Origin of the sequence: Pseudomonas sp. KBN12P06040 (assembly GCF_037574965.1) — a bacterium.
GTDB classification, from domain to species: domain Bacteria; phylum Pseudomonadota; class Gammaproteobacteria; order Pseudomonadales; family Pseudomonadaceae; genus Pseudomonas; species Pseudomonas aeruginosa.
Map to the genome: position 1 here is coordinate 713,776 of NZ_JBBELS010000001.1, position 22,456 is coordinate 736,231.

General features: G+C 65.0%; 29 protein-coding genes. 25 read left to right on the forward strand and 4 right to left on the reverse strand.

The window, feature by feature from the left end:
- The first annotated feature begins 35 nt into the window (after nucleotides 1-35).
- Nucleotides 36-1,514 carry an anthranilate synthase component I gene (gene trpE / locus VQ067_RS03325; protein ID WP_023100180.1) on the forward strand — a complete coding sequence of 493 codons (1,479 nt, stop codon included), beginning with the start codon at nucleotides 36-38 and terminating at the stop codon, nucleotides 1,512-1,514.
- Between the two features lie 186 nt (nucleotides 1,515-1,700).
- Here the strand turns inward: trpE and prtN are convergent, their stop codons facing one another.
- The 3 genes from prtN to VQ067_RS03340 form a co-directional block, all read right to left on the reverse strand.
- A complete protein-coding gene (gene prtN, locus VQ067_RS03330; RefSeq protein ID WP_003085128.1) occupies nucleotides 1,701-2,015 on the reverse strand; it encodes a pyocin genes transcriptional regulator PrtN in 315 nt (104 codons plus the stop codon).
- Between the two features lie 99 nt (nucleotides 2,016-2,114).
- Nucleotides 2,115-2,885, reverse strand: a complete 771-nt coding sequence (gene prtR, locus VQ067_RS03335; protein ID WP_003109047.1) for a transcriptional regulator PrtR — start codon at nucleotides 2,883-2,885, stop codon at nucleotides 2,115-2,117.
- An 84-nt stretch (nucleotides 2,886-2,969) separates the two neighbouring features.
- Nucleotides 2,970-3,140 carry a hypothetical protein gene (locus VQ067_RS03340; RefSeq protein WP_016252929.1) on the reverse strand — a complete coding sequence of 57 codons (171 nt, stop codon included), beginning with the start codon at nucleotides 3,138-3,140 and terminating at the stop codon, nucleotides 2,970-2,972.
- Between the two features lie 202 nt (nucleotides 3,141-3,342).
- On the opposite strand from VQ067_RS03340, the gene VQ067_RS03345 reads away from it, so the two are divergent.
- The 23 genes from VQ067_RS03345 (at nucleotide 3,343) to trpC (ending at nucleotide 21,009) form a co-directional block, all read left to right on the forward strand.
- The gene (locus VQ067_RS03345; RefSeq protein ID WP_003085132.1) at nucleotides 3,343-3,543 is read left to right on the forward strand and encodes a TraR/DksA C4-type zinc finger protein; all 201 of its coding nucleotides are present in this window, start codon (nucleotides 3,343-3,345) and stop codon (nucleotides 3,541-3,543) included.
- A gap of 47 nt (nucleotides 3,544-3,590) precedes the next feature.
- On the forward strand, nucleotides 3,591-3,950 hold the full coding sequence (locus tag VQ067_RS03350) for a PA0613 family protein (RefSeq protein ID WP_003118907.1): 360 nt from the start codon (nucleotides 3,591-3,593) through the stop codon (nucleotides 3,948-3,950).
- Between the two features lie 459 nt (nucleotides 3,951-4,409).
- The gene (locus VQ067_RS03355; protein ID WP_003085137.1) at nucleotides 4,410-4,763 is read left to right on the forward strand and encodes a phage holin family protein; all 354 of its coding nucleotides are present in this window, start codon (nucleotides 4,410-4,412) and stop codon (nucleotides 4,761-4,763) included.
- A gap of 21 nt (nucleotides 4,764-4,784) precedes the next feature.
- Nucleotides 4,785-5,300, forward strand: a complete 516-nt coding sequence (locus VQ067_RS03360) for a hypothetical protein (protein WP_003101620.1) — start codon at nucleotides 4,785-4,787, stop codon at nucleotides 5,298-5,300.
- Nucleotides 5,297-5,854: a phage baseplate assembly protein V gene (locus VQ067_RS03365; protein ID WP_003085141.1), complete on the forward strand. Its 558-nt coding sequence runs from the start codon at nucleotides 5,297-5,299 to the stop codon at nucleotides 5,852-5,854. The genes VQ067_RS03360 and VQ067_RS03365 overlap by 4 nt, the downstream gene beginning before the upstream one ends.
- Nucleotides 5,855-6,006: 152 nt before the next feature.
- The gene (locus VQ067_RS03370) at nucleotides 6,007-6,333 is read left to right on the forward strand and encodes a GPW/gp25 family protein (protein WP_003085143.1); all 327 of its coding nucleotides are present in this window, start codon (nucleotides 6,007-6,009) and stop codon (nucleotides 6,331-6,333) included.
- A complete protein-coding gene (locus VQ067_RS03375) occupies nucleotides 6,330-7,217 on the forward strand; it encodes a baseplate assembly protein (protein WP_003085151.1) in 888 nt (295 codons plus the stop codon). Before VQ067_RS03370 ends, VQ067_RS03375 begins: the two co-directional genes overlap by 4 nt.
- A complete protein-coding gene (locus tag VQ067_RS03380; protein ID WP_003137385.1) occupies nucleotides 7,210-7,743 on the forward strand; it encodes a phage tail protein I in 534 nt (177 codons plus the stop codon). Before VQ067_RS03375 ends, VQ067_RS03380 begins: the two co-directional genes overlap by 8 nt.
- 1 nt (nucleotide 7,744) lies before the next feature.
- A complete protein-coding gene (locus VQ067_RS03385) occupies nucleotides 7,745-9,853 on the forward strand; it encodes a phage tail-collar fiber domain-containing protein (protein ID WP_015502281.1) in 2,109 nt (702 codons plus the stop codon).
- An 8-nt stretch (nucleotides 9,854-9,861) separates the two neighbouring features.
- Nucleotides 9,862-10,302: a tail fiber assembly protein gene (locus VQ067_RS03390; protein WP_003085172.1), complete on the forward strand. Its 441-nt coding sequence runs from the start codon at nucleotides 9,862-9,864 to the stop codon at nucleotides 10,300-10,302.
- A gap of 42 nt (nucleotides 10,303-10,344) precedes the next feature.
- Complete coding sequence (locus VQ067_RS03395) at nucleotides 10,345-11,505, forward strand: phage tail sheath subtilisin-like domain-containing protein (protein ID WP_033990557.1); 1,161 nt, start codon at nucleotides 10,345-10,347, stop codon at nucleotides 11,503-11,505.
- A gap of 12 nt (nucleotides 11,506-11,517) precedes the next feature.
- Nucleotides 11,518-12,021: a phage major tail tube protein gene (locus tag VQ067_RS03400; protein ID WP_003085175.1), complete on the forward strand. Its 504-nt coding sequence runs from the start codon at nucleotides 11,518-11,520 to the stop codon at nucleotides 12,019-12,021.
- A 14-nt stretch (nucleotides 12,022-12,035) separates the two neighbouring features.
- Nucleotides 12,036-12,380, forward strand: coding sequence for a phage tail assembly protein (locus VQ067_RS03405; RefSeq protein ID WP_003085178.1), 345 nt, complete (start codon nucleotides 12,036-12,038; stop codon nucleotides 12,378-12,380).
- Between the two features lie 169 nt (nucleotides 12,381-12,549).
- A complete protein-coding gene (locus tag VQ067_RS03410) occupies nucleotides 12,550-14,787 on the forward strand; it encodes a phage tail length tape measure protein (protein WP_033990559.1) in 2,238 nt (745 codons plus the stop codon).
- 9 nt (nucleotides 14,788-14,796) lie between these two features.
- Nucleotides 14,797-15,669, forward strand: coding sequence for a phage tail protein (locus VQ067_RS03415; RefSeq protein ID WP_003085182.1), 873 nt, complete (start codon nucleotides 14,797-14,799; stop codon nucleotides 15,667-15,669).
- On the forward strand, nucleotides 15,644-15,850 hold the full coding sequence (locus VQ067_RS03420; protein ID WP_003101635.1) for a tail protein X: 207 nt from the start codon (nucleotides 15,644-15,646) through the stop codon (nucleotides 15,848-15,850). Before VQ067_RS03415 ends, VQ067_RS03420 begins: the two co-directional genes overlap by 26 nt.
- A 57-nt stretch (nucleotides 15,851-15,907) precedes the next feature.
- Nucleotides 15,908-16,897: a phage late control D family protein gene (locus VQ067_RS03425; RefSeq protein WP_023095155.1), complete on the forward strand. Its 990-nt coding sequence runs from the start codon at nucleotides 15,908-15,910 to the stop codon at nucleotides 16,895-16,897.
- A gap of 32 nt (nucleotides 16,898-16,929) precedes the next feature.
- A complete protein-coding gene (locus VQ067_RS03430) occupies nucleotides 16,930-17,559 on the forward strand; it encodes a glycoside hydrolase family 19 protein (protein ID WP_023095156.1) in 630 nt (209 codons plus the stop codon).
- Nucleotides 17,556-17,918, forward strand: a complete 363-nt coding sequence (locus tag VQ067_RS03435; protein WP_003121852.1) for a hypothetical protein — start codon at nucleotides 17,556-17,558, stop codon at nucleotides 17,916-17,918. The genes VQ067_RS03430 and VQ067_RS03435 overlap by 4 nt, the downstream gene beginning before the upstream one ends.
- A complete protein-coding gene (locus tag VQ067_RS03440) occupies nucleotides 17,915-18,172 on the forward strand; it encodes a hypothetical protein (RefSeq protein WP_003137395.1) in 258 nt (85 codons plus the stop codon). The genes VQ067_RS03435 and VQ067_RS03440 overlap by 4 nt, the downstream gene beginning before the upstream one ends.
- Nucleotides 18,173-18,519: 347 nt before the next feature.
- Nucleotides 18,520-19,125, forward strand: a complete 606-nt coding sequence (locus VQ067_RS03445) for an aminodeoxychorismate/anthranilate synthase component II (RefSeq protein WP_023091406.1) — start codon at nucleotides 18,520-18,522, stop codon at nucleotides 19,123-19,125.
- Nucleotide 19,126: 1 nt separating this feature from the next.
- Nucleotides 19,127-20,176 (forward strand): anthranilate phosphoribosyltransferase, encoded by a 1,050-nt coding sequence (gene trpD / locus VQ067_RS03450; protein ID WP_003085203.1) that lies wholly within the window; start codon nucleotides 19,127-19,129, stop codon nucleotides 20,174-20,176.
- Entirely contained in the window at nucleotides 20,173-21,009 is an 837-nt protein-coding gene (trpC, locus tag VQ067_RS03455) for an indole-3-glycerol phosphate synthase TrpC (RefSeq protein ID WP_003085205.1), read from the forward strand. The genes trpD and trpC overlap by 4 nt, the downstream gene beginning before the upstream one ends.
- 61 nt (nucleotides 21,010-21,070) lie before the next feature.
- Here trpC and crp read toward each other — a convergent pair whose 3' ends face one another.
- A complete protein-coding gene (gene crp, locus VQ067_RS03460) occupies nucleotides 21,071-21,715 on the reverse strand; it encodes a cAMP-activated global transcriptional regulator CRP (RefSeq protein WP_003085214.1) in 645 nt (214 codons plus the stop codon).
- A 271-nt stretch (nucleotides 21,716-21,986) separates the two neighbouring features.
- Here crp and VQ067_RS03465 point away from each other — a divergent pair, with 271 nt between their 5' ends.
- Nucleotides 21,987-22,409: an OsmC family protein gene (locus tag VQ067_RS03465; RefSeq protein WP_003085219.1), complete on the forward strand. Its 423-nt coding sequence runs from the start codon at nucleotides 21,987-21,989 to the stop codon at nucleotides 22,407-22,409.
- Nucleotides 22,410-22,456: the final 47 nt, after the last annotated feature.

Consider the following 22,456-nt stretch of genomic DNA (forward strand, 5'->3'; position numbering starts at 1 on the left):
CCTGTTGACCGTTCTCTCCTCCGATGAGGCTGATCATGAATCGCGAAGAATTCCTGCGGCTGGCCGCCGATGGCTACAACCGCATCCCGCTGTCCTTCGAGACCCTTGCCGACTTCGACACGCCGCTGTCGATCTACCTGAAGCTGGCCGACGCGCCGAACTCCTACCTGCTGGAGTCGGTGCAGGGCGGCGAGAAATGGGGGCGCTATTCGATCATCGGCCTGCCGTGCCGCACGGTGCTGCGGGTCTACGACTATCAAGTGCGGATCAGCATCGATGGCATGGAAACCGAGCGCTTCGATTGCGCCGACCCGCTGGCTTTCGTCGAGGAGTTCAAGGCGCGCTACCAGGTGCCCACCGTGCCCGGCTTGCCACGTTTCGATGGAGGCCTGGTCGGCTACTTCGGTTACGACTGCGTGCGCTACGTGGAAAAACGCCTGGCCACCTGTCCGAACCCGGACCCGCTGGGCAACCCGGATATCCTGTTGATGGTGTCCGATGCCGTAGTGGTATTCGACAACCTGGCCGGGAAGATCCACGCCATCGTCCTCGCCGATCCCTCCGAGGAAAATGCCTACGAGCGCGGCCAGGCACGTCTGGAGGAGCTGCTGGAGCGTCTGCGCCAGCCGATCACCCCGCGTCGCGGCCTCGACCTCGAGGCGGCCCAGGGCCGGGAGCCGGCGTTTCGTGCCAGCTTCACCCGCGAGGACTATGAAAACGCGGTAGGAAGGATCAAGGACTACATCCTGGCCGGCGACTGCATGCAGGTGGTGCCGTCGCAGCGCATGTCCATCGAGTTCAAGGCGGCGCCCATCGACCTGTACCGCGCGCTGCGCTGTTTCAATCCGACGCCCTACATGTACTTCTTCAACTTCGGCGACTTCCATGTCGTGGGTAGCTCGCCGGAGGTGCTGGTACGGGTCGAGGATGGCCTGGTCACGGTGCGCCCGATCGCCGGTACCCGTCCGCGCGGGATCAACGAAGAGGCCGACCTGGCGCTGGAGCAGGATCTGCTATCGGACGCCAAGGAGATCGCCGAGCACCTGATGCTGATCGACCTGGGGCGCAACGACGTGGGGCGGGTGTCCGATATCGGCGCGGTGAAGGTCACCGAAAAAATGGTGATCGAACGTTACTCCAACGTCATGCACATCGTGTCCAACGTCACCGGGCAATTGCGCGAGGGGCTCAGCGCGATGGACGCGCTGCGGGCGATCCTGCCGGCGGGTACGCTGTCCGGCGCGCCGAAGATCCGCGCCATGGAGATCATCGACGAGCTGGAGCCGGTCAAGCGTGGAGTCTACGGCGGCGCGGTCGGCTACCTGGCATGGAACGGCAACATGGACACCGCCATTGCCATCCGCACCGCGGTGATCAAGAACGGTGAACTCCACGTGCAGGCCGGCGGCGGTATCGTTGCCGACTCGGTGCCGGCGCTGGAGTGGGAAGAAACCATCAACAAGCGCCGGGCGATGTTCCGCGCCGTGGCGCTGGCCGAGCAGAGCGTCGAGTAAGACGGCGCGAGGCGGAAGAAAAAAAGGCGGATGGCGTTTGCGTCATCCGCCTTTTTTGTGCCCGGCTGGACCCTCGCATTGGCTTCGCCCTACGCGGAACCGCTTTCGTAGGGCGAATATCGCGACGCGATATCCGCCAGGCGGAGCATGGTGTCGCTCCCTACGATGCTGGCAACGGCGGGCCGCTCAGGATGCGATGCTGTCCGCGCCTGGCTGTGCTCGACGGGCGCTTCCGGCTTGGTTCGCGCGCTGGTCGACGTAGGCGGCGAGGTGATCGAGGGCCACGAACTGCATGGCCTTGTGGCTATCGTCGAGGGTCGTCACTGGCAGGGCGATCCGCCCGCATGCCAGGGCCTTGCTGAAGTTTTCCTTGTTCAGGTTGCGAAACCAGCGTTCGCGGACCTGCTCCAGTGGCACCAGGACGTCGCCGAAGATGCGGTAGACCAATTCCACGGTTTCCTGGCGTGGAATTGGAGTGGTAGGGGCGATGGTTGGCTGCACGGTATTCCCTCCTGCGGCTACGCGTCGTTGGAGGAAATATAGCTCAGGTTGTTTTTCTGTGCAATAGCTGGAGTTGTAGTGCGGGCGAGCGCCAGGCGCTCACCGCACCAGGGACGGGGCGCGCCGGTGGCGTACGGTGGACCACCAGAAGACCCAGCCGATCATGCTGATCTGGCGGCTGCGCATGTCCTCCGGCGAGTACTCCTCGTCCGGGTATTCCTCGCGGTTGAAGCTGCGCAGCCGAATGCCGCCGCCGGGCAGGCGATAGACGAACTTCACCCGCAGCATGCCGTCATGTTCGAGAGCGTAGATCTCGCCATCGGTGATATGGGTGGTGGCGGTGTCCACGCCGATGGTGGAGCCATCCATGATCAGCGGTTCCATGCTGTTGCCGGTGAGTTGGGCGCAGATCGCCGCCGACGGATCGACGCCCGAGGCTCGCAGCGTGGCATAGGAAAAACGCAGCTTGCGCCCCTCTATCTCGCGTACCGCAGTGCGTCCGGCGCCGGCGGACATCTCCACTTCCTTGTACAGCGGCAGTTCCACTTCGTCTTCGTCCAGCGGTGTGTCGCTGTCCCACGGATGCAGCGGTTCCAGCACCAATGGGCTGCCATCGGCCACGGACACGGCACTGCGCGCGGCTGGAGCGCCTTCGCCGGTCTGCAGCCAGACCGGCGAGACGCCCAGGGCCGCCGCGATCTCGATCAGCTTGCGGGTGCTCTGGGCCTTGCCCGAGGTCAGCTTGTGAATGGTGTTCTGCGAAACCCCAGCCGCTTCGGCGAGGGTTTCCTGCTTCAGGTTGCGCATCGCCATGGCCTGCTTGAGGCGAGCGGCGAAGCTGTCGGGCGGGATCTGGGTGCTCTTGTCCATGCTCGGCAATCTACAGGCCGATGAATTTTCTGTAAAGAGCCTAGGTGTTGACGATAAATAGCTTTAGTTGTAATTTCTCTTCCGTCAGAAAGCGGAAGGGGTGAGTTCCACAACTTCCCACCCGCCTTTCAGAGATTTCACATGGGTGCAGGGACGCACCCGGTTGTCGGCGACCGACGATGCAGGTGCCGACTGCTTGGGTGCCGGGGCCATGGGAAAGCGCTCCGGCACCTGGAGGGCCGGAGCGCCGTCCATGCAGACGCTCCATCCCGCTCATTCATTCTGTCGCCGACCTGCTTCAGGTACGGCGGCGTCGTACAGGGAGTCATTGCCATGTCGCGAGATACGCACTCGCCATTTCCGCGCAGAGGAACGCAGGTCGCCGAACCGGCGCCGCGCATCTGTCATGTTCCATCCATTCGGCCGACGGGCGTTGTGCACGCCAGGGAGGCTTTCCATGGCTGACCTTGCCGATCACGCCAACGAACTGGTCCTGGCTCGCCTCGACGGCCTCCTGGCGGCGCGCCCGGCGCTGGCCATCCGCGAGTCCGCGGAAGACTGCGAGGACTGCGGCGAGCCCATTCCCCAGGCGCGCCGCCGGGCGGCACCGGGTTGCAGTCGCTGCATCGACTGCCAGGACCGCCACGAGCGCCGTTGAACCGACCTCATGCCGAGCCCTCGCGGGCAGTGAAAGGAGACACGACCGTGATCAAAGCCATCGATGAAATGCTCAAGCTCTGGGCCGAGGAAATGCACGCGCCAGGCAGCAACGGAGGCGGCTACGCCGGCGGCAACCTGATCGCCATGCTGATCGCCAGCAAGGGCGAGGTGGTCCGCGGCCACCGTGGCAGCCGGGTGATCCTCGACCGTGTGGCGGAGGTCGATCGCCTGGTAAATCGCCTACCCGAGGAACTGAAGAACGTGGTGGTGGAGCACTATCTCAATCGCGACAGCTTCCCCGAGCAGAAGTACCGCCACTGCGGTTGCAGCCGCAACACCTTCTATCTGCGCCTGCATGTGGCGCACCAGGGTATCCAGGACGGCCTGCTGCGGCGGGTGGCCTGAGTTCCTGGACCGGATACCGTGTCCCCCCTGGAATTTTCCAACCGGCCTTCGGGCCGGTTTTTTTATGCCTGTCGCCCATGGAGGCGGCGAGCCCCATGCACAGCAGCGGACCCTGCACGGTAGAGGCGGGGTCGGGCTGGCGGAGCCATCCTTTTCGTCAGTCGATGCCGGGCTTTTCCATATCGGAAGTGGGTACGCGCTTGCCCGGATGCCTGGCGAAGGTTCCCAGGGCGGTATATCACCCTTATATCGTGGTGCGTCTCCCCCCTATTGCAGTGGATTGTCGAGAAGGCATTGCCGGGCTGGGAATCGGGCGGTAAAAAGTAGTCATTCTTGTAAAGGTGCGTCCCCAGGGAGGCACTCGTGAAGCACCGGAACCCGGCCCTGGCGCCGGGTTTTTTATTGCCCGGGAAAACGTTCGTGCGGACGTGCCCGGCGCTGCCTGCCAAGGAGGGACCCATGGGCAACGAACCGCAGACACTGACGGAAATGCCGCTCTGGGTACTGATCCTGCTCGCCGCGCTGGGCGGCGTCAGCGGCGAGATGTGGCGTGCCGACAAGGCCGGTCTCGGCGGCTGGGCCTTGTTGCGGCGCCTGGCGCTGCGCTCCGGCGCGTCGATCGTCTGCGGCGTGGCGGTGATGCTGCTGGCGTTGGCTTGCGGCGCCGCGCTGCTGTTCGCCGCGGCGCTGGGCAGCCTGACCGCCGCGGCCGGCGCGGAGATCGCAGTCGGTCTCTACGAACGCTGGGCCGCCCGGCGCCTGGGGGTTTGCGAGCTGCCCGAGGAACAGTCGGGCGACCGTGGCCCCCATTGAAACTGATCGAAGGAGTCAACCATGCCTGAACAGGCTGTTACGCTCGAGGCTCTGTACGCGGCCATCGAGCAGGTACTGCGTGAGCGTCTGCCGGAGGCGCAGTTGATCGGCTTCTGGCCAGGCGTGCCGGAAAATACCCCGGCGGTTTCCCTGGAAATAGCCGAGCTACTGCCCGAGCGCGATCCCGGTACCGGCGAGAGTGCCCTGCTGTGCCGCCTGCAGGCGCGGATAATGGTGCCGCCTGGTGCCGATCGCCAGGCGGTATCCATTGCTTGCGGAATCGTTCGGACATTGCGCGAGCAGACCTGGAACCTGTCTCTGGAACCGGCGCGCTTCGTACGCTCGGCCGTCGACGGCAGTCGCGAGGAGCTGAAGAGCCTGCGTGTCTGGCTGGTCGAGTGGACGCAGTCGCTGCGTCTCGGAGACCCGGAGTGGGCCTGGGAGGACCAGCCGCCGGGCAGCCTGATGCTGGGCTTCGACCCGCAGACCGGCCCCGGCCATGAGCCGGACTACTTCGCTCCGGAGGCGTTGGCATGAGCTATGTCAGTGCGGAGCATGACCGCATGCTCGCCGCGATGATCCTGCCCTGCGTGGTGGTCGCCGTGGACCTGGCAGCGGCGCGGGTACGGGTGCGCTCCGGCGACTGGACCAGCGGCTGGCTGCGCTGGCACTCCCTGGCAGCCGGCAAGGTTCGCCACTGGCGTGCGCCGAGCATAGGCGAACAGGGGGTACTGCTCAGTCCGTCGGGCGGAGTGTCAATGGGTACCTTTATTCCCGGTTTGTACGGCGATGCGGGCACGGCGCCGGACAACAGCGCCAGCAGTGAGACCTGGCGTTTCGACGACGGCGCCTCGTTGAGTTACGACTGGGCTGCGCATCGCTACCGCGTCGAGCTGCCCAGCGGCACCGTGGAAGTGAGGGTCGGCGCCAGCGAGGTGCGGGTCAGCGACGGGGCGGTCAGTCTCAAGGCGCCGAAGATCAGCCTGGAAGGACCGGTGGAGATCGCCGGGACACTGACGGTCAGCGGAGACATCCTCGGCGGCGGCTCGATCATCGACACCGCCGGCAACAGCAACCACCACACCCATTGAACATACGACGGGGCTGCCGAAGGGCGGTCCGTCGAACATTCAACCGGCCCGCGCGAGCGGGCCTTTTCGTTTGCGGAGTTCGCCATGGGCAACACTCACAGCCATTCGGAGCCAGGCGCGGCCTGTCGCTGCCGGAGCGGGAGGACGGGGCGATGATCGGGATGGATCGCCGTAGCGGGCTGCCCCTGTCCGGCCTGGCTCATCTTAAACAGTCCGTCGAGGACATCCTGACCACCCCGTTGGGCAGCAGGCGCATGCGCCCCGAGTACGGCAGCAAGCTGCGGCGGATGGTCGACATGCCGGTGAGCGAAGGCTGGAAAAGCGCCGTGCAGGCCGAGGTAGCCCGTTCCCTGGGGCGCTGGGAACCGCGCATCGCATTGTCTGCCGTGCGAGTCGTCGCGGTCGTCGATGGCCGCGTGGATCTGCTCCTGAGCGGCGTGTTCGAGGGCGAGAACATCAATATGGAGGTCTCGGCGTGATCATCGATCTTTCCCAGTTGCCGGAGCCAGAGGTTATCGAAAACCTCGATTTCGAGACGATTTACCAAGAGCTGTTGGGCGACTTCCGCGAAGCCATGGCTGGCGAATGGACAGCGGAGGTGGAGTCGGATCCGGTTCTCAAGCTTCTGCAACTGGCGGCCTATCGAGAACTGCTGCTGCGGGCGCGGATCAACGATGCGGCGCGGGCGGTGATGCTGGCATACGCCAGCGGTGCCGATCTCGACCAGATCGGTGCCGGCTTCAATGTGCAGCGTTTGCTGATCAGGCCCGCTCAGCCCGAGGCGGTACCGCCGGTGGAGGCGCAGTACGAGAGCGACAAGTCGCTGCGCAATCGCATCCAGCTCGCGTTCGAGCAGCTATCCGTCGCAGGACCGCGGAACGCCTATATAGCCCATGCGCTGGGCGCGGATGGAAGGGTGGCGGATGCCTCTGCGACCAGTCCGGCGCCCTGCGAAGTGCTGATCAGCGTGCTCGGGGTGGAAGGCAACGGGCAGGCACCGGAAGCGGTGTTGCAGGCAGTGCGCCTGGCGCTGAACGCGGAGGACGTGCGTCCTGTCGCGGATCGGGTAACGGTGCGCTCGGCAGGAATCGTTCCCTATCAGGTCAAGGCGCAGCTCTACCTGTTTCCCGGCCCCGAGGCCGAGCTGATCCGTGCCGCCGCCGAGGCTTCGCTGCGCGACTACATTTCCGCCCAGCGCCGCCTGGGCCGCGACATCCGGCGTTCGGCCCTGTTCGCCACCCTGCATGTCGAAGGCGTGCAGCGCGTCGAACTGCAGGAGCCTGCGGCCGACGTGGTCCTGGATGAAACCCAGGCGGCCTATTGCACGGGGTACGCGATCACCTTGGGAGGCGTCGATGAGTAGCCGACTGCTGCCGCCAAACAGGAGTTCTCTGGAACGCTCTCTGGGTGATGTATTGCCTGCCGAACTGCCGGTGCCGCTTCGTGAGCTTAACGATCCGGCACGCTGTGAGGCGGCCTTGCTGCCCTACCTGGCCTGGACGCGCTCGGTGGACCGCTGGGACCCGGACTGGAGCGACGAGGCCAAGCGCAATGCGGTAGCGACGTCCTTCGTCCTGCACCAGCGCAAAGGCACGCTGACCGCGTTGCGCCAAGTGGTCGAGCCGATCGGTGCGCTGAGCGAGGTCACCGAATGGTGGCAGCGAAGCCCGACCGGCGTGCCGGGGACCTTCGAGATCACCGTGGACGTCAGCGACCGTGGCATCGACGAAGGCACCGTACTGGAGCTGGAGCGCTTGCTCGATGACGTCCGCCCGGTGAGCCGACACCTGACCCGCCTGGACCTGCGCATCACCCCGGTAATCCGGTCCCGTCACGGACTGGCCGTGACCGACGGCGACACCCTGGAAATCTTCCCCTGGAAACAGTGACATGACGACCAATACTCCGAAATACGGTGGCCTGCTCACCGACATAGGTGCCGCTGCGCTGGCTGCGGCCAGCGCAGCAGGCAAGAAATGGCAGCCGACTCATATGCTGATCGGCGATGCTGGCGGCGCACCGGGTGCTACTCCGGATCCGATACCCGCAGCCACGCAGACGAAACTGATCAACCAGCGCTACCGGGCGCAGCTCAATCGCTTGTTCGTGTCGGACAAGAACATCAATACTCTGGTTGCCGAGGTGGTGCTACCAGTTGAGGTAGGTGGCTTCTGGATCCGCGAGATCGGCCTGCAGGATGCCGACGGCAAGTTCGTCGCGGTATCCAACTGCCCGCCCAGCTACAAGGCAGCAATGGAAAGTGGCAGTGCGCGGACCCAGACCATTCGGGTGAACATCGCGCTCTCCGGCCTGGAGAATGTCCAGTTGCTGATCGACAACGGCATCATCTACGCCACTCAGGACTGGGTGAAGGAAAAGGTCGCTGCCGATTTCAAGGGCCGCAAGATCCTGGCTGGCAATGGCCTGGTCGGTGGGGGCGATCTTTCTGCCGACCGCAGCATTGGCCTGGCGCCTTCCGGCGTGACGGCGGGCAGCTATCGCTCGGTCACGGTGAACGCCAACGGGGTGGTCACCCAGGGCAGCAATCCGAGCACCCTGGCCGGCTATGCGATCGGAGATGCCTATACCAAGGCCGATACCGACGGAAAACTGGCGCAGAAAGCGAACAAGGCCACCACCCTGGCCGGCTATGGCATCACCGATGCGCTGCGAGTCGATGGCAACGCCGTGTCATCCAGCAGGCTGGCCGCACCGCGCAGCCTGGCAGCCAGTGGCGATGCCTCCTGGTCGGTGACCTTCGACGGCAGTGCCAATGTTTCTGCGCCGCTGAGTCTTTCCGCTACCGGTGTGGCAGCGGGCAGCTATCCGAAGGTGACCGTGGATACGAAGGGAAGGGTGACTGCTGGAATGGCGCTGGCGGCGACGGACATTCCCGGGCTGGATGCTTCGAAGTTGGTCAGCGGGGTGCTGGCCGAGCAGCGTTTGCCGGTATTCGCGCGCGGGTTGGCTACTGCTGTCTCGACCACTAGCGATCCGAACACCGCGACCGTGCCGTTGATGCTGACCAATCATGCGAACGGACCTGTTGCCGGACGGTACTTCTACATCCAGTCGATGTTCTATCCGGATCAGAACGGCAATGCTTCGCAGATTGCAACGAGCTACAACGCTACATCCGAGATGTATGTACGGGTGTCCTACGCGGCCAACCCTAGCGCCCGGGACTGGCTGCCCTGGAAGCGCTGCGACATAGGTGGTTCGTTCAGCAAGGAGGCGGACGGGGCCTTGGGCGGTGCGGTCAATCTCAACTCGCTCATCACGTCGGGATGGTGGTACCAGACGGCCAATGCACAGGCCGAAAGTGGGGCGAACTACCCGGTCCCCCGGGCCGGCTTGCTTCAAGTGCATAATGCAGGCACCAATTTCATCTACCAGACATACCAGGTTTATGACGGTGAAGGGTTCTATTTTCGTTGCCGCTACACCAACACCTGGTATCCATGGCGGCGTGTATGGCATGGAGCGGACTTCAATCCGAACGACTATCTGCTGAAAAGTGGCTTTACGTGGGCCGCCCTGCCAGGAAAGCCAGCGACCTTTCCGCCTACTGGCCACAACCACGACGCCGCCCAGATCACGTCGGGCATCCTGCCTCTGGCGCGCGGCGGTCTTGGTTCGAATACGGCAGCGGGGGCGCGCAACAATATCGGGGCTGGGGTTCCCGCGACGGCGAACCGATCGCTGAATGGCTGGTGGAAGGATAACGATACAGGACTCATCGTGCAGTGGATGACAGTGAGTGTCGGCGATCATCCGGGTGGAATCGTCAACCGCTCGCTGACCTTTCCGATCGCGTTTCCCACTACCTGCCTGCACGTGGTGCCGAGCGTCAAGGAACTGGGGCGGCCGGCGACGTCGGCATCGACCGTCACCCTCGCAGATGTCAGCGTCAGCACCACGGGGTGTGTGATTGTCGCTACCGAGTATCACGGTGCGGTCCAGAACTATGCGATCAGGCTTGTGGCCATTGGCTGTTGAGGTGACCCATGATTTTTTTCCATGCCGCCACTGGCGGTTTCTATTCGAAGGATGTCCACGGCGACCGCATGCCCATCGACGCGCGGATGTATCCCCTCGAGGAAGCTGAATACCTGGCGCTGTTGGTAGCCCAGAGCGAGGGCAAGCAGATCGTCGCCGACGCCGCCGGCCGTCCGTTCTGTATCGACCCGCCGGCCCCGGCAGAAGAGGTCCTGGCCCACCGTGAGCGCATCTGGCGCGATCGCCAGTTGACGCTTACTGATGGCCCCATCGCCCGTCACCGGGATGAGCTCGACCTGGGCAAGATTACGACCCTGAACCAGGCGCAACTGCTCGAACTCACGCTGTACCGCGCCAGCCTTCGAGACTGGCCGGCATCCGCGGCGTTTCCTGATTTAGGCGCAAGACCCGAGCCGCCGCTGTGGCTCGAACCGCTCATCACCCCCTGAACCCCGCCCCGTGCGGGGTTTTTCATTAATGGAGATCTACCTATGAGTTTCTTCCACGGCGTTACGGTAACCAACGTCGATATCGGTGCGCGCACCATCGCGCTGCCGGCCAGCTCCGTCATCGGCCTCTGCGATGTGTTCACGCCGGGGGCGCAGGCAAGCGCCAAGCCCAGCGTTCCGGTGCTGCTCACCAGCAAGAAGGACGCCGCCGCGGCGTTCGGCATCGGCTCGTCTATCTACCTGGCCTGCGAGGCCATCTATAACCGTGCCCAGGCCGTGATCGTGGCGGTGGGCGTGGAAGCCGCGGAGACTCCCGAGGCCCAGGCCAGCGCCGTCATAGGTGGTGTCAGCGCCGCCGGCGAGCGCACCGGACTTCAGGCTCTGCTAGACGGCAAGAGCCGCTTCAATGCTCAGCCGCGTCTACTAGTTGCGCCGGGTCATTCGGCCCAGCAAGCGGTGGCCACCGCCATGGACGGGCTGGCCGAGAAACTGCGGGCCATCGCCATTCTCGATGGCCCCAATAGCACCGACGAGGCGGCCGTCGCCTACGCCAAGAACTTCGGCAGCAAGCGCCTGTTCATGGTCGACCCGGGCGTGCAGGTTTGGGACAGCGCCACCAATGCCGCACGCAAGGCCCCGGCTTCGGCCTGCGCCGCCGGCCTGTTCGCCTGGACCGACGCCGAGTACGGCTTCTGGTCGTCGCCGTCGAACAAGGAGATCAAGGGCATCACCGGCACCAGCCGTCCGGTGGAGTTCCTCGACGGTGATGAGACCTGTCGCGCCAACCTGCTCAACAACGCCAATATCGCCACGATCATTCGCGACGATGGCTATCGCCTGTGGGGCAATCGCACCTTGTCCAGCGACAGCAAGTGGGCTTTCGTCACCCGCGTTCGGACCATGGACCTGGTGATGGATGCGATCCTCGCCGGGCACAAGTGGGCGGTGGACCGCGGCATCACCAAGACCTACGTGAAGGATGTCACCGAGGGCCTGCGCGCCTTCATGCGCGATCTGAAGAACCAGGGCGCGGTGATCAACTTCGAGGTCTATGCCGACCCAGACCTGAACAGCGCCAGCCAGCTGGCCCAGGGCAAGGTGTACTGGAACATCCGCTTCACCGATGTGCCGCCTGCCGAGAACCCCAATTTCCGTGTCGAGGTGACCGATCAGTGGCTCACCGAAGTTCTGGATGTCGCCTAAGGAGCGCCCGTGATGATTCCGCAAACCCTGACCAATACCAACCTGTTCATCGACGGCGTGAGCTTCGCCGGTGACGTGCCATCCCTGACCCTGCCCAAGCTGGCTGTGAAGACCGAGCAATACCGTGCCGGCGGCATGGATGCGCCGGTATCCATCGACATGGGCCTGGAGGCGATGGAGGCCAAGTTCTCCACCAACGGTGCCCGCCGAGAAGCACTGAATTTCTTCGGCCTGGCCGACCAGAGCGCTTTCAATGGCGTGTTCCGCGGCTCCTTCAAGGGCCAGAAGGGCGCCAGCGTGCCAGTGGTGGCTACCCTGCGCGGCCTGCTCAAGGAAGTCGACCCGGGCGACTGGAAGGCCGGCGAGAAAGCCGAGTTCAAGTACGCCGTTGCGGTCAGCTACTACAAGCTGGAAGTCGATGGCCGCGAGGTCTACGAGATCGATCCGGTCAACGGTGTCCGTGCGATCAACGGTGTCGACCAGTTGGCCGGCATGCGCAACGACCTCGGCCTGTAAGAGGAGCTCCGGACATGACCCAAGAGAATCGACTGCCGGGCTGGCTGACGCTGGATGCTGACGCCGCCCTCGTTCGTCTCTCGCGTCCGGCACAGTGCAACGGGGTCAGCGTCGACACGCTGACCCTGCGTGCACCCACCGTGCGTGATATCCGCCTGGCCGGCAAGGTGGCCGGCGACGATGCCGAGGAGCGCGAACTGCAACTGTTCGCCTCGCTGGCACAGGTCAGCCGCCAGGACCTGGAGGGGCTGAAGCTGAGCGACTACCAGCGGCTGCAAGGCGCCTACTTTCGCCTGGTGCAAGACGACACGGACGACACCTTCGCGTATGCGTCAACTGGCGAGGCGCCTGGCCATTGATCTGGGCTTCCAGGCCAGCGAACTGGAGCGCATGACCCTGGGCGACCTGCTCTGGTGGCTCGCCGAGGGCGAGGAGTGAGCGACGGCGCCGTCCGCCAGGCGAGCGGCGCCCGCGCTACTTCAGTAGGTCCGCGGTGGCGGACATCGATAACAGACGAGACGAACCGTCATGAGTAAAGACATGGACCTGGTGGTCTCCATCGGCGGCATCGCCGACCCCTCCTTGGGCAAGGCATTCGAGACCGTCAAGGCACGGCTCGACAGTCTCCAGGAACGTTCCCGCCAGGCGTCCAGCCTGAGAGATGTGCTGGGAGACGCCATACGCCTGGAGCGAGAACTCGCCGATATGCGCAAGGTCGGAGACCGCGGCGTTGCTGAGCATGCCCGGCAGCTTGGCGAACGCCAGGAGCAACTGAAGCGACTCGGCATCGAGGCCAGGGCCGCGGGCGATGCCTACGCTCGACTGGGCGAGATGCAGCGTGGCCTGGATATGCAGGTCCGCGGCCTGCAACGGCTGGAGCAGGCCAGCCAGGCAATGCCATTGGCTAGCGCATTTTCCGGACTGGTCGTGGAGGCCAGCAAGACGGCTGCCGGTTATCAAGCGCGGTTGCGCGACCTGGCGATCCGCAACGGCCTGGACGTCGGCCGGGAGCCAGCCTTGGCATCCCTGATCCAGGACAGTGCCAGCCAGAGCGGCCTGGGACGCACGGCGACGCTGGACATGCTGGAGCACTTGAACGCCACCGGCATGGGGTTCGCCGCCGCGCAAATGAATCTGGGACTGGCGGGCCGCTTCGGCTTTGGCCAAGGGATTGCTTCAGCCGAGGTTGCGGGGCTGGTTCGAGCGTTGCAACTGGCCCAGGGTTCGGACTCGCCAGAGCAATTGTCCGCCTCCCTCGACCGCCTGGTCGTCCTGGGTAAAGGCAGAGTCGGCAGTGAGGCCCTGGCGCGTCGCCTGCCTGCCTTGTTGTCAGCGCTGGGCAATGCGGGAGAGGCCACGGCCGGCGATGTCGGTGCACTGGGGGCCTTGCTGGAGATTCAGGCAAAGAACACCACGCCAGACAAAGCGGACGTGCGGATGAAGGCCTGGCTGGAGTTCGTCGGCAGCGGCAGCTTGAAACGCGCTTATGGCCAGGACTACGACCGGGACCTGGAAGCGCTGCGCAAGGACGGAGCGAGTCTGCTGGAGGCCAACCTGGAGCTGGCTGCGCGCTATCGGGATAAGGGCAGCAAGCTCAGCGCCGGCGTGGCGTCGCCGGCGCTTGAAGCCTATCGAGCGTCGCGCGGCGAGTTCCAGGGCTTGCTCGAATCCCAGCAGTCTTCCGTAGGCTCTTCGGAGCGCGATGCGCAGCGTCGCAAGGGGATGTCCCAGGAGCTGTGGAAGGCTTCCAGCGACAGTTGGGAGAGGGCGCAGACCGCTTTGGGCAGCGCCCTGAATCCATATCTGGACAACCTGGCCAAGGGGAGCGCGGTACTCGGCGAGTCGACTGCGGAACTGCTCGAAGCCTATCCGCGGACGACGGCCGGTCTTACCGTCGCCGCAGGTGCGGTGTTATCCGGGTATCTCGCCTACAAGGGAGGGCGCGGCGCTATCGACGTGTTGCGTGGCGGTCGGCTCGGTCGGCGAGGGAGCGCTGCCGTCGGCGATCTGATCGAACAGGGCGCAGGCCGGGTATCGGGTGGTAGCGAAATACAGCGCGTGTTCGTTACCAACTGGCCGGTGCCGGGAAGCGACTCTACGCTGGAGTCCGCGAGGAGGCCGGCACAACGAAAGCGCGGTCAAACACCACGCAGGAAGAGAGGCAAGGGCGGTGGGGTGAAGGCCCGCTCCCTTCCATCCCTTGGCTTCTCGGCTGGAGGAGGCTTGGGGGCGATGGCAGGAAAGCTGCCGCGCCTGTCGCGTTTGCCCATACGCAACGCGCCGCTGCAAGTGGCCTCGTCGTTGATCGATGTTGCTGAGGTTTACTCCAGCGACCTGTCGGAGAGCGAAAAGACCATCGCCTATGGCGAGGCCGGTGGCTCCCTGGCTGGTTCCCTGGCTGGCGCCGCTCTGGGAGCGAGCATCGGCTCGGTGGTGCCGGTGGTCGGTACGCTGATCGGTGGATTGGTTGGCGGCGCTATCGGTGCCTGGGGCGGTAGCGAACTGGGGGGGCGCCTGGGGCGCAGTCTGGCTGGCGATCCGCCGGCGGCCTCGGACAACAAGCCGGCGGTGCCCGTACCACAGGCCGAACCCGTCGCGGCTGTGCCCAACTGGACCTTCGCGCCGCAGATCAACCTGACGGTGCAAGGCAACGTACACGAGCCGCAGCGCCTGGCCGACGAGTTGCTGCCCTACCTGCAACGCATGCTTGTCGACTTCGCCGACGAGCGGCAGCGGCGCAGCCTCTACGACCCGGCGATGGTCTAAGGAGTCCCCATGGCATATCTGGAACAATTGCAGGCCGGCCTGAGGTACCTGGGTCGCGCCGGCGAGTCCGGACGCAAGAGTCTGGACAAGGTGGTCGCTCCGGTGAACGGTGCGATCAGCGAGATCCGCGGCGCAGCCGCGGAGCTGGAGAACCTGCCCGGCGTATCGCCGGAAATGGCTGCCCGGCTGCAGCGTGCCATGCGCGGCATCGGCCAGGCGCAGGGCAAGGTGAACCGCGTGGTCTCCACCTATGACCGGGCGAGCCGGGCGTTGCTTGGTATCGACGAACGCCTGGATGCGCTGAAGGTGCAGGTGAACAGTGCCGCGCAGGCGGTCGGCAAGGTCGCTGGCGACATCAGTCCGACGCTGGCGGGAGTGCTGCCGTCGTGGCTGCTGGCACCCTCGGCGACGCCCCCGAGCGAGGCCGCAGCGCCCTTGCCGCACCTGCTGGTACTGCAGCCGCTGACCGCCAATGCCCAACCGTTCTACTTCAACCTGAATACTGCCGCCTTCGACGCCCTGCAGCGCAACAGTGCCTACAACTGGAGCGGGCAGGTGCGCCTGGGTCGGCGGCCGGCGCTGCAGAGCGTCGGCATGGGCGAGGAGAGCATCCTGCTCAAGGGTGCGGTATTCCCGCTGCGTCGACAGGTAGGTAACCAGGAAAAGGTCGTCGGTCTGGAGCAGCTCGAAGCGCTGCGCCGGTTGGCGGAGCGGCGTGAGCCGCTGATCCTGAGCAGCGGCTACGGCGAGGTGCAGATGGGCCTCTGGTGTCTGGTGCGGATCAGCGAGAACCAGAGCGCCCTACTGGGCAACGGCGCTCCCCGCAAACAAACCTTCGACCTGGAGTTCAAGCGCTATGGCGACGACCTGCCGAACCGCTGACGGCGACATGCTGGACAGCCTCTGCTACCACGTCTATGGCCATCTGTTGGGCTGCGTCGAGGCGACCCTCGACGCCAATCCCGGGCTGGCCGATGAGCAGCAGCCATTCCGCGCCGGCTTGCTGATCAGTTTCCCTGACATGCCGGTGGTCAATGTCGAACAGGTGCGCCTGTGGGATTGATCGACCGCTCACCCGCAACCCCGCCTTGGCGGGGTTTTTCTTTTCTGGAGAGATCAGGTGCAACCGAGTTTCCGTATCGTTGCCGACGGCACCGACGTCACCCAGCGGCTGAATGACCGCCTGCTCAAGCTGACCTTGCTGGACAAGCCGGGCATGGAGTCCGACAGCCTGACCTTGAGGCTCGACGATCGCGATGGACAGGTGGCCTTACCCAGGCGCGGTGCGGTGCTGGAGGTTCATCTCGGCTATGCCGGCGAGCCACTGATGCGCATGGGACGCTTTACCGTGGACACCTTGCAGTGGGCTGGTCCGCCGGACTGCCTGACCGTCACTGCCAAGGCCGGCGACATGCGCGGCAGTGGCAAGACGATACGCAGCGGCGGTTGGGAGGGCACTACCCTGGCTCAGGTCTGCCGCGATGTTGGCGCACGCAACGGCTGGCGCGTGGAGTGTCCGTTGCAGGTGGCGATCGCCCGGGTCGACCAGGTCAACGAGTCCGACTACCACTTCGTCACCCGTCTGGCGCGCCAGTACGACTGCACCGCCAAGCTGGCCGAGGGCATGCTCATGGTGCTGCCGCGACAGAGCGGGCAGAGCGCCACGGGGCGTCGGATCGAACCTTTGGTGTTGGGCCGTGCTGACGTCGGTAGCTTCGACGTTACCTTCGACGACCGCAGCCTGATGAGAACGGTGAAGACCCGCTACCAATTGCCCGGCAGCGGCGAGGTCAAGAGCGTCGAGTTGAAGAACCCGAAGGCACCGGCTACGGCTATGGGCGAGCATGTCGACCGGCACCTCTATTCCAGCCGTGGAGAGGCCGAGCAGGCGGCGAAGGCTCGCCTGGCGAGCTTCAGCCGCTCCAGCGCCAGTGTGCGCCTGGAACTGCCAGGGCGTGGCGATCTGTTCGCCGAGCGCAGCCTGCTGCTCCAAGGCTTCAAGGCGGGAATCGACGGCGAGTTCCTGATCGACTCGGTGGAGCACACCTACAGCTCCAGCGGATGGACCACTGTCGTGCAATGCAACGGCGGCCGAGGCGGCAAGGGGTGACGCCTGAAACCCATCGGAGTGCAGGAGGATCGATGAAACTGACCGAGCAGCAATTGCTGCGCATTTTTCCCAACGCCCGCCTCGTCGCGGGCGTTTTCGTTGTGGCGTTGCAACGGGCCATGGACGAGAGGGAGATCGACACACCGGCGCGGCGTGCCGCGTTTCTCGCCCAGGTCGGCCACGAAAGCAGCCAGTTGACCCGGCTGGTGGAGAACCTCAATTACAGCGCCCAAGGCTTGGCGGCGACCTGGCCGAGCCGCTATCTCGGCCCCGACGGGCAGCCTAACGCGTTGGCCTTGCGGCTGGCGCGCAATCCGCAGGCGATTGCCGACAACACCTACGCCACGCGCAACGGCAATGGCGACGAAGCGTCCGGCGATGGCTGGCGCTTCCGTGGGCGTGGCTTGCTACAGATCACCGGGCGTGCCAACTACCGGTTGGTCGGCGAGGCCCTAGGCGAGCCGCTGGAGGCCGAGCCCTGGCGCCTGGAGCAGCCCGTGCCGGCGGCCCGCAGCGCCGCCTGGTGGTGGGCCGGTCACGGGCTCAACGAGCTGGCCGACCGCGGCGAGTTCGCTGCCATCACCCACCGCATCAACGGCGGCCTGAATGGCCAGGCGGAGCGCCTGGCGTTGTGGCAGCGGGCCAGGGCGGTGCTGTCATGAGCCGGCTCGCTCTGCTCCTGCCGGCTGTGTTGCTGGTCCTGCTGGCCGGCGCCTTGCTCGGCGGCGGCCTGGTTGCCCGCCACTATCGTCCGCAACTGGAGGAGGCCCTGGGCCAACTCACTGCCAGCCGCGTCGCCAGCGGCCAGCTCGAGGCTTTGCTCGATGAGCAGCAGCGCGCGCTGGCGGCGGTGCGGGCGAGCGCCGAGAGGCGCGCGAAGGACGTCGAGCAGGCACTCGGCGAGGCCAGGGCACAGGCCGCGGAGCAGTATGCCGCGGCCGTGCGTCTGCTCCAGGAACCCGACATTGGCGTGGACTGCCAGGCGGCAGGTGCGGCGATCGACCGGGAGCTGGGACTATGACTCGTCTCCTGCTGGGGCTTTGTCTGCTTTTCGCGGGCTGCGCAGCCTCGCCGACGACACCTCGCCCCGTGCGCGTCGAGGTTCCCCTGGCAGTGCCTTGCCGTGTACCTGACGTGCGCCCGCCGAGCTGGGCCAGCGCCACGTTGCAGGCTGGCGATTCGCTGCAGGCCAAGGTTCGCGCATTGCTCGCCGAGCGCCGCCAGCGGCAGGGCTACGAACTCGAATTGCAGGCGGCGTTGCGTGCCTGCCGCTAAACCTTTCGGCCGATCCTCTCGGATCGGCCTTCCTTCCGACATCCCGCTGTTGCACCCATCCTCCCCACTGGGCTATGTTCCCCAACATGGCTCCGTGAGACCGCTATCGTGATCCACCTCAGCAGCATCATCACCTCCCTCATCAAGGCATTCGCCCGTTGGCGCTGGCGCGCCTGACTTCTTTTTCGCCGGCCTGGCCGGTCACGTCTCCCTGCGTCCCCCGTTTTCCACAGGCATAATGCCGACGATCCACTCCCCCTTCCTCCGCGAGCGCGCCGGGAACCGGGTGTGGCGAAAGCCGGGTGATGCGATTCGCATAAGAATGAAATCAAGAGGTTACAGCCAGCATGCTGCTGATGATCGATAACTACGACTCCTTCACCTACAACCTGGTGCAGTACTTCGGCGAACTCAAGGCCGAGGTCAAGGTGGTGCGCAACGACGAACTGAGCGTGGAACAGATCGAGGCCCTGGCGCCCGAGCGCATCGTCCTTTCCCCCGGTCCCTGCACCCCCAACGAGGCCGGCGTCTCGCTGGCCGTTATCGAGCGCTTCGCCGGCAAGCTGCCGCTGCTCGGTGTCTGCCTTGGCCATCAGAGCATCGGCCAGGCCTTCGGCGGCGAAGTGGTGCGGGCGCGGCAGGTGATGCACGGCAAGACCAGCCCGATCCACCACAAGGACCTCGGCGTGTTCGCCGGCCTGGCCAATCCCCTGACGGTGACGCGCTACCACTCGCTGGTGGTGCAGCGAGAGAGCCTGCCGGAGTGCCTGGAGGTCACCGCCTGGACCCAACATGCCGACGGATCGCTCGACGAGATCATGGGCGTACGCCACAAGACCCTGAATGTCGAGGGCGTGCAGTTCCATCCCGAGTCCATCCTCACCGAGCAGGGCCACGAGTTGCTGGCCAACTTCCTCCGCCAGCAGGGCGGCGTGCGTGGGGAGGGCAACTGAGATGGATATCAAGGGAGCCCTCAATCGCATCGTCAACCAGCTCGACCTGACCACCGAGGAAATGCAGGCGGTCATGCGCCAGATCATGACCGGGCAGTGCACCGACGCGCAGATCGGCGCCTTCCTGATGGGCATGCGGATGAAGAGCGAAACCATCGACGAGATCGTCGGCGCGGTGGCGGTGATGCGCGAACTGGCCGACGGCGTGCAGTTGCCTACGCTGAAGCATGTGGTCGACGTGGTCGGCACCGGCGGCGATGGCGCGAACATCTTCAACGTATCCTCGGCGGCGTCCTTCGTGGTCGCCGCCGCTGGCGGCAAGGTCGCCAAACACGGTAACCGCGCGGTCTCCGGCAAGAGCGGCAGCGCCGACTTGCTGGAAGCCGCCGGCATCTACCTGGAACTGACCTCCGAACAGGTGGCGCGTTGCATCGACACCGTCGGCGTCGGGTTCATGTTCGCCCAGGTCCACCACAAGGCGATGAAGTACGCCGCCGGTCCGCGCCGCGAGCTGGGCTTGCGGACTCTGTTCAACATGCTTGGCCCACTGACCAACCCGGCGGGAGTCAGGCACCAGGTGGTCGGGGTGTTCACCCAGGAACTGTGCAAGCCGCTGGCTGAAGTGCTCAAGCGTCTCGGCAGCGAGCATGTGCTGGTGGTGCATTCGCGCGACGGGCTGGACGAGTTCAGTCTGGCCGCGGCGACCCACATTGCCGAGTTGAAGGACGGCGAGGTACGCGAGTACGAAGTGCGTCCCGAGGACTTCGGGATCAAGAGCCAGACCCTGATGGGGCTGGAGGTCGACAGTCCGCAGGCCTCGCTGGAACTGATCCGCGACGCTTTGGGGCGGCGCAAGACCGAGGCTGGGCAGAAGGCCGCCGAGCTGATCGTGATGAATGCCGGCCCGGCACTGTACGCTGCCGATCTGGCGACCAGCCTGCACGAGGGCATTCAACTGGCCCACGATGCCCTGCACACCGGGCTGGCACGGGAGAAGATGGACGAACTGGTGGCCTTCACCGCCGTTTACAGAGAGGAGAACGCACAGTGAGTGTGCCGACGGTTCTGCAGAAGATCCTCGCCCGCAAGGCCGAGGAGGTCGCCGAGCGCCGTGCGCGCGTCAACCTGGCCGAGGTCGAGCGGCTGGCGCGTAGCGCCGATGCGCCGCGCGGCTTCGCCAATGCTCTGCTGGAGCGGGCCAAGCGCAAGGAGCCGGCAGTGATCGCCGAGATCAAGAAGGCATCGCCGAGCAAGGGCGTGCTGCGCGAACACTTCGTCCCGGCGGAGATAGCCCGCAGCTACGAGGCGGGTGGCGCGGCGTGCCTGTCGGTGCTCACCGACGTGGACTTCTTCCAGGGCGCCGATGCCTATCTGAAGGAAGCGCGGGCCGCCTGTGCGCTGCCGGTGATCCGCAAGGACTTCATGATCGATCCGTACCAGATCGTCGAGGCGCGGGCGATCGGTGCCGACTGCATCCTGCTGATCGTCTCGGCGCTGGACGACGTGCTGATGGCCGAACTGGCGGCGACTGCCAAGTCGGTCGGTCTCGACGTACTGGTCGAAGTGCATGACGGCACCGAGCTGGAACGTGCGCTGAAGACCCTGGACACGCCGTTGGTGGGCATCAACAACCGCAACCTGCACACCTTCGAGGTGAGCCTGGAAACCACCCTCGACCTGTTGCCGGAAATTCCCCGCGACCGCCTGGTGGTCACCGAGAGCGGTATTCTCAACCGGGCCGACGTGGAGCTGATGGAAGTCAGCGAGGTCTATGCCTTCCTGGTTGGCGAGGCGTTCATGCGGGCCGACGATCCTGGCCTGGAGTTGAAGCGCCTGTTCTTCCAGGAGCGTGGCGGCGTGGTGCTGGGCGCCGATCCTGACTGATCCGCGCTGTCGAATCCCATGAAAAAGGCCGGTTGCGACCGGCCTTTTTCATGGGTGCTGTTCAGCGGGTGCCGAAGACCACCATGGTCTTTCCTTTCACATGCACCAGGCCCTGCTCCTCCAGGCTCTTCAGCACGCGTCCGACCATTTCCCGCGAGCAGCCGACGATCCGGCCGATCTCCTGGCGGGTGATCTTGATCTGCATGCCGTCCGGGTGGGTCATGGCGTCCGGTTGCTGGCACAGGTCCAGCAAGGTGCGGGCCACGCGTCCGGTGACGTCGAGGAAGGCCAGGTCGCCCACCTTGCGGGTGGTCTTGCGCAGGCGGTCGGCCATCTGGCTGCCGAGGGTGTAGAGGATCTCCGAGTCCTGCTGCGACAGTTCGCGGAACTTCGCATAGCTGATCTCGGCGACTTCGCATTCCACCTTGGCACGAACCCAGGCGCTGCGTTCCTGTTCGCTGCCTTCCTTTTCGAACAATCCCAGCTCGCCGAAGAAATCACCGCTGTTGAGGTAGCCGATGATCATTTCGCGGCCGTCGTCGTCCTCGATGAGGATGGTGACCGAACCCTTGATGATGAAGAACAGCGTTTCGCAGCGATCGCCGGCATAGATGATGGTGCTCTTTGCGGTGTAGCGGCGGCGGTGACAGTGTGCGAGCAGCTTGTCTAGGTGTTTGAGTTTGGGTGTGTGGGTAATAGCTACCATGCCCGAGTCCCGAAAGAATAAAGAATATGCCTGACGTACAAGGCGATGTTTTTTTGAGTTCTTATGGAGAGACCTGCCAGGGCCCGGGAGCTCAGCGGAGAGCTCCCCCCAACCGGGCAGATCAGGAAGTGTGCCAGTAAACCGCGTCCAGCTTAACAGACGGACCATGAAGGTCGATGTGATTTTGCGACGCAGCTATCAGGACTGTGATCCCGTACTGTCCTTGGGCCCTGTGCTAAGCTGGCGCCCTTTGCCGGCGGGAGTCTGAACGATGAAAGCGCGTATCCAGTGGGCGGGCGAGGCGATGTTCCTTGGCGAGTCCGGTAGCGGCCACGTGGTGGTCATGGACGGTCCGCCGGACCATGGCGGACGCAACCTCGGGGTGCGCCCTATGGAGATGGTCCTGATCGGCCTCGGCGGCTGCACCAATTTCGATGTGGTCAGCATCCTGAAGAAGGCGCGCCAGCCGGTGGAGAGCTGCGAAGCCTTCCTCGAGGCCGAAAGGGCCGACGAGGAGCCCAAGGTGTTCACGAAGATCCACGTGCACTTCGTGGTCAAGGGCCGCGGTCTCAAGGAGGCCCAGGTCAAGCGCGCGGTGGAGCTGTCGGCGGAGAAATACTGCTCGGCGTCGATCATGCTCGGTCGCGGCGGGGTGGAGATCACCCACGACTACGAGATCGTCGAACTCGGCTGAGACGACATCCGGTCATCATAAAAGGGGCGCAAACTCTGGCGGAGGCT

Bases quoted from the DNA above. Each gene is read 5' to 3' on its own strand.
- trpD (WP_003085203.1), top strand. From the start codon at position 19,127: ATGGATATCAAGGGAGCCCTCAATCGCATCGTCAACCAGCTCGACCTG.
- VQ067_RS03340 (WP_016252929.1), bottom strand. From the start codon at position 3,140: ATGGACGGCGCTCCGGCCCTCCAGGTGCCGGAGCGCTTTCCCATGGCC.
- VQ067_RS03380 (WP_003137385.1), top strand. From the start codon at position 7,210: ATGAGTAGCCGACTGCTGCCGCCAAACAGGAGTTCTCTGGAACGCTCT.
- VQ067_RS03415 (WP_003085182.1), top strand. From the start codon at position 14,797: ATGGCATATCTGGAACAATTGCAGGCCGGCCTGAGGTACCTGGGTCGC.
- crp (WP_003085214.1), bottom strand. From the start codon at position 21,715: ATGGTAGCTATTACCCACACACCCAAACTCAAACACCTAGACAAGCTG.
- VQ067_RS03365 (WP_003085141.1), top strand. From the start codon at position 5,297: ATGAGCTATGTCAGTGCGGAGCATGACCGCATGCTCGCCGCGATGATC.
- VQ067_RS03440 (WP_003137395.1), top strand. From the start codon at position 17,915: ATGACTCGTCTCCTGCTGGGGCTTTGTCTGCTTTTCGCGGGCTGCGCA.
- VQ067_RS03445 (WP_023091406.1), top strand. From the start codon at position 18,520: ATGCTGCTGATGATCGATAACTACGACTCCTTCACCTACAACCTGGTG.
- VQ067_RS03410 (WP_033990559.1), top strand. From the start codon at position 12,550: ATGAGTAAAGACATGGACCTGGTGGTCTCCATCGGCGGCATCGCCGAC.
- VQ067_RS03395 (WP_033990557.1), top strand. From the start codon at position 10,345: ATGAGTTTCTTCCACGGCGTTACGGTAACCAACGTCGATATCGGTGCG.
- VQ067_RS03360 (WP_003101620.1), top strand. From the start codon at position 4,785: ATGCCTGAACAGGCTGTTACGCTCGAGGCTCTGTACGCGGCCATCGAG.
- VQ067_RS03430 (WP_023095156.1), top strand. From the start codon at position 16,930: ATGAAACTGACCGAGCAGCAATTGCTGCGCATTTTTCCCAACGCCCGC.
- prtR (WP_003109047.1), bottom strand. From the start codon at position 2,885: ATGGACAAGAGCACCCAGATCCCGCCCGACAGCTTCGCCGCTCGCCTC.
- VQ067_RS03400 (WP_003085175.1), top strand. From the start codon at position 11,518: ATGATTCCGCAAACCCTGACCAATACCAACCTGTTCATCGACGGCGTG.
- VQ067_RS03370 (WP_003085143.1), top strand. From the start codon at position 6,007: ATGATCGGGATGGATCGCCGTAGCGGGCTGCCCCTGTCCGGCCTGGCT.
- VQ067_RS03345 (WP_003085132.1), top strand. From the start codon at position 3,343: ATGGCTGACCTTGCCGATCACGCCAACGAACTGGTCCTGGCTCGCCTC.
- VQ067_RS03385 (WP_015502281.1), top strand. From the start codon at position 7,745: ATGACGACCAATACTCCGAAATACGGTGGCCTGCTCACCGACATAGGT.
- VQ067_RS03435 (WP_003121852.1), top strand. From the start codon at position 17,556: ATGAGCCGGCTCGCTCTGCTCCTGCCGGCTGTGTTGCTGGTCCTGCTG.
- VQ067_RS03390 (WP_003085172.1), top strand. From the start codon at position 9,862: ATGATTTTTTTCCATGCCGCCACTGGCGGTTTCTATTCGAAGGATGTC.
- VQ067_RS03465 (WP_003085219.1), top strand. From the start codon at position 21,987: ATGAAAGCGCGTATCCAGTGGGCGGGCGAGGCGATGTTCCTTGGCGAG.
- VQ067_RS03420 (WP_003101635.1), top strand. From the start codon at position 15,644: ATGGCGACGACCTGCCGAACCGCTGACGGCGACATGCTGGACAGCCTC.
- VQ067_RS03405 (WP_003085178.1), top strand. From the start codon at position 12,036: ATGACCCAAGAGAATCGACTGCCGGGCTGGCTGACGCTGGATGCTGAC.
- VQ067_RS03355 (WP_003085137.1), top strand. From the start codon at position 4,410: ATGGGCAACGAACCGCAGACACTGACGGAAATGCCGCTCTGGGTACTG.
- trpE (WP_023100180.1), top strand. From the start codon at position 36: ATGAATCGCGAAGAATTCCTGCGGCTGGCCGCCGATGGCTACAACCGC.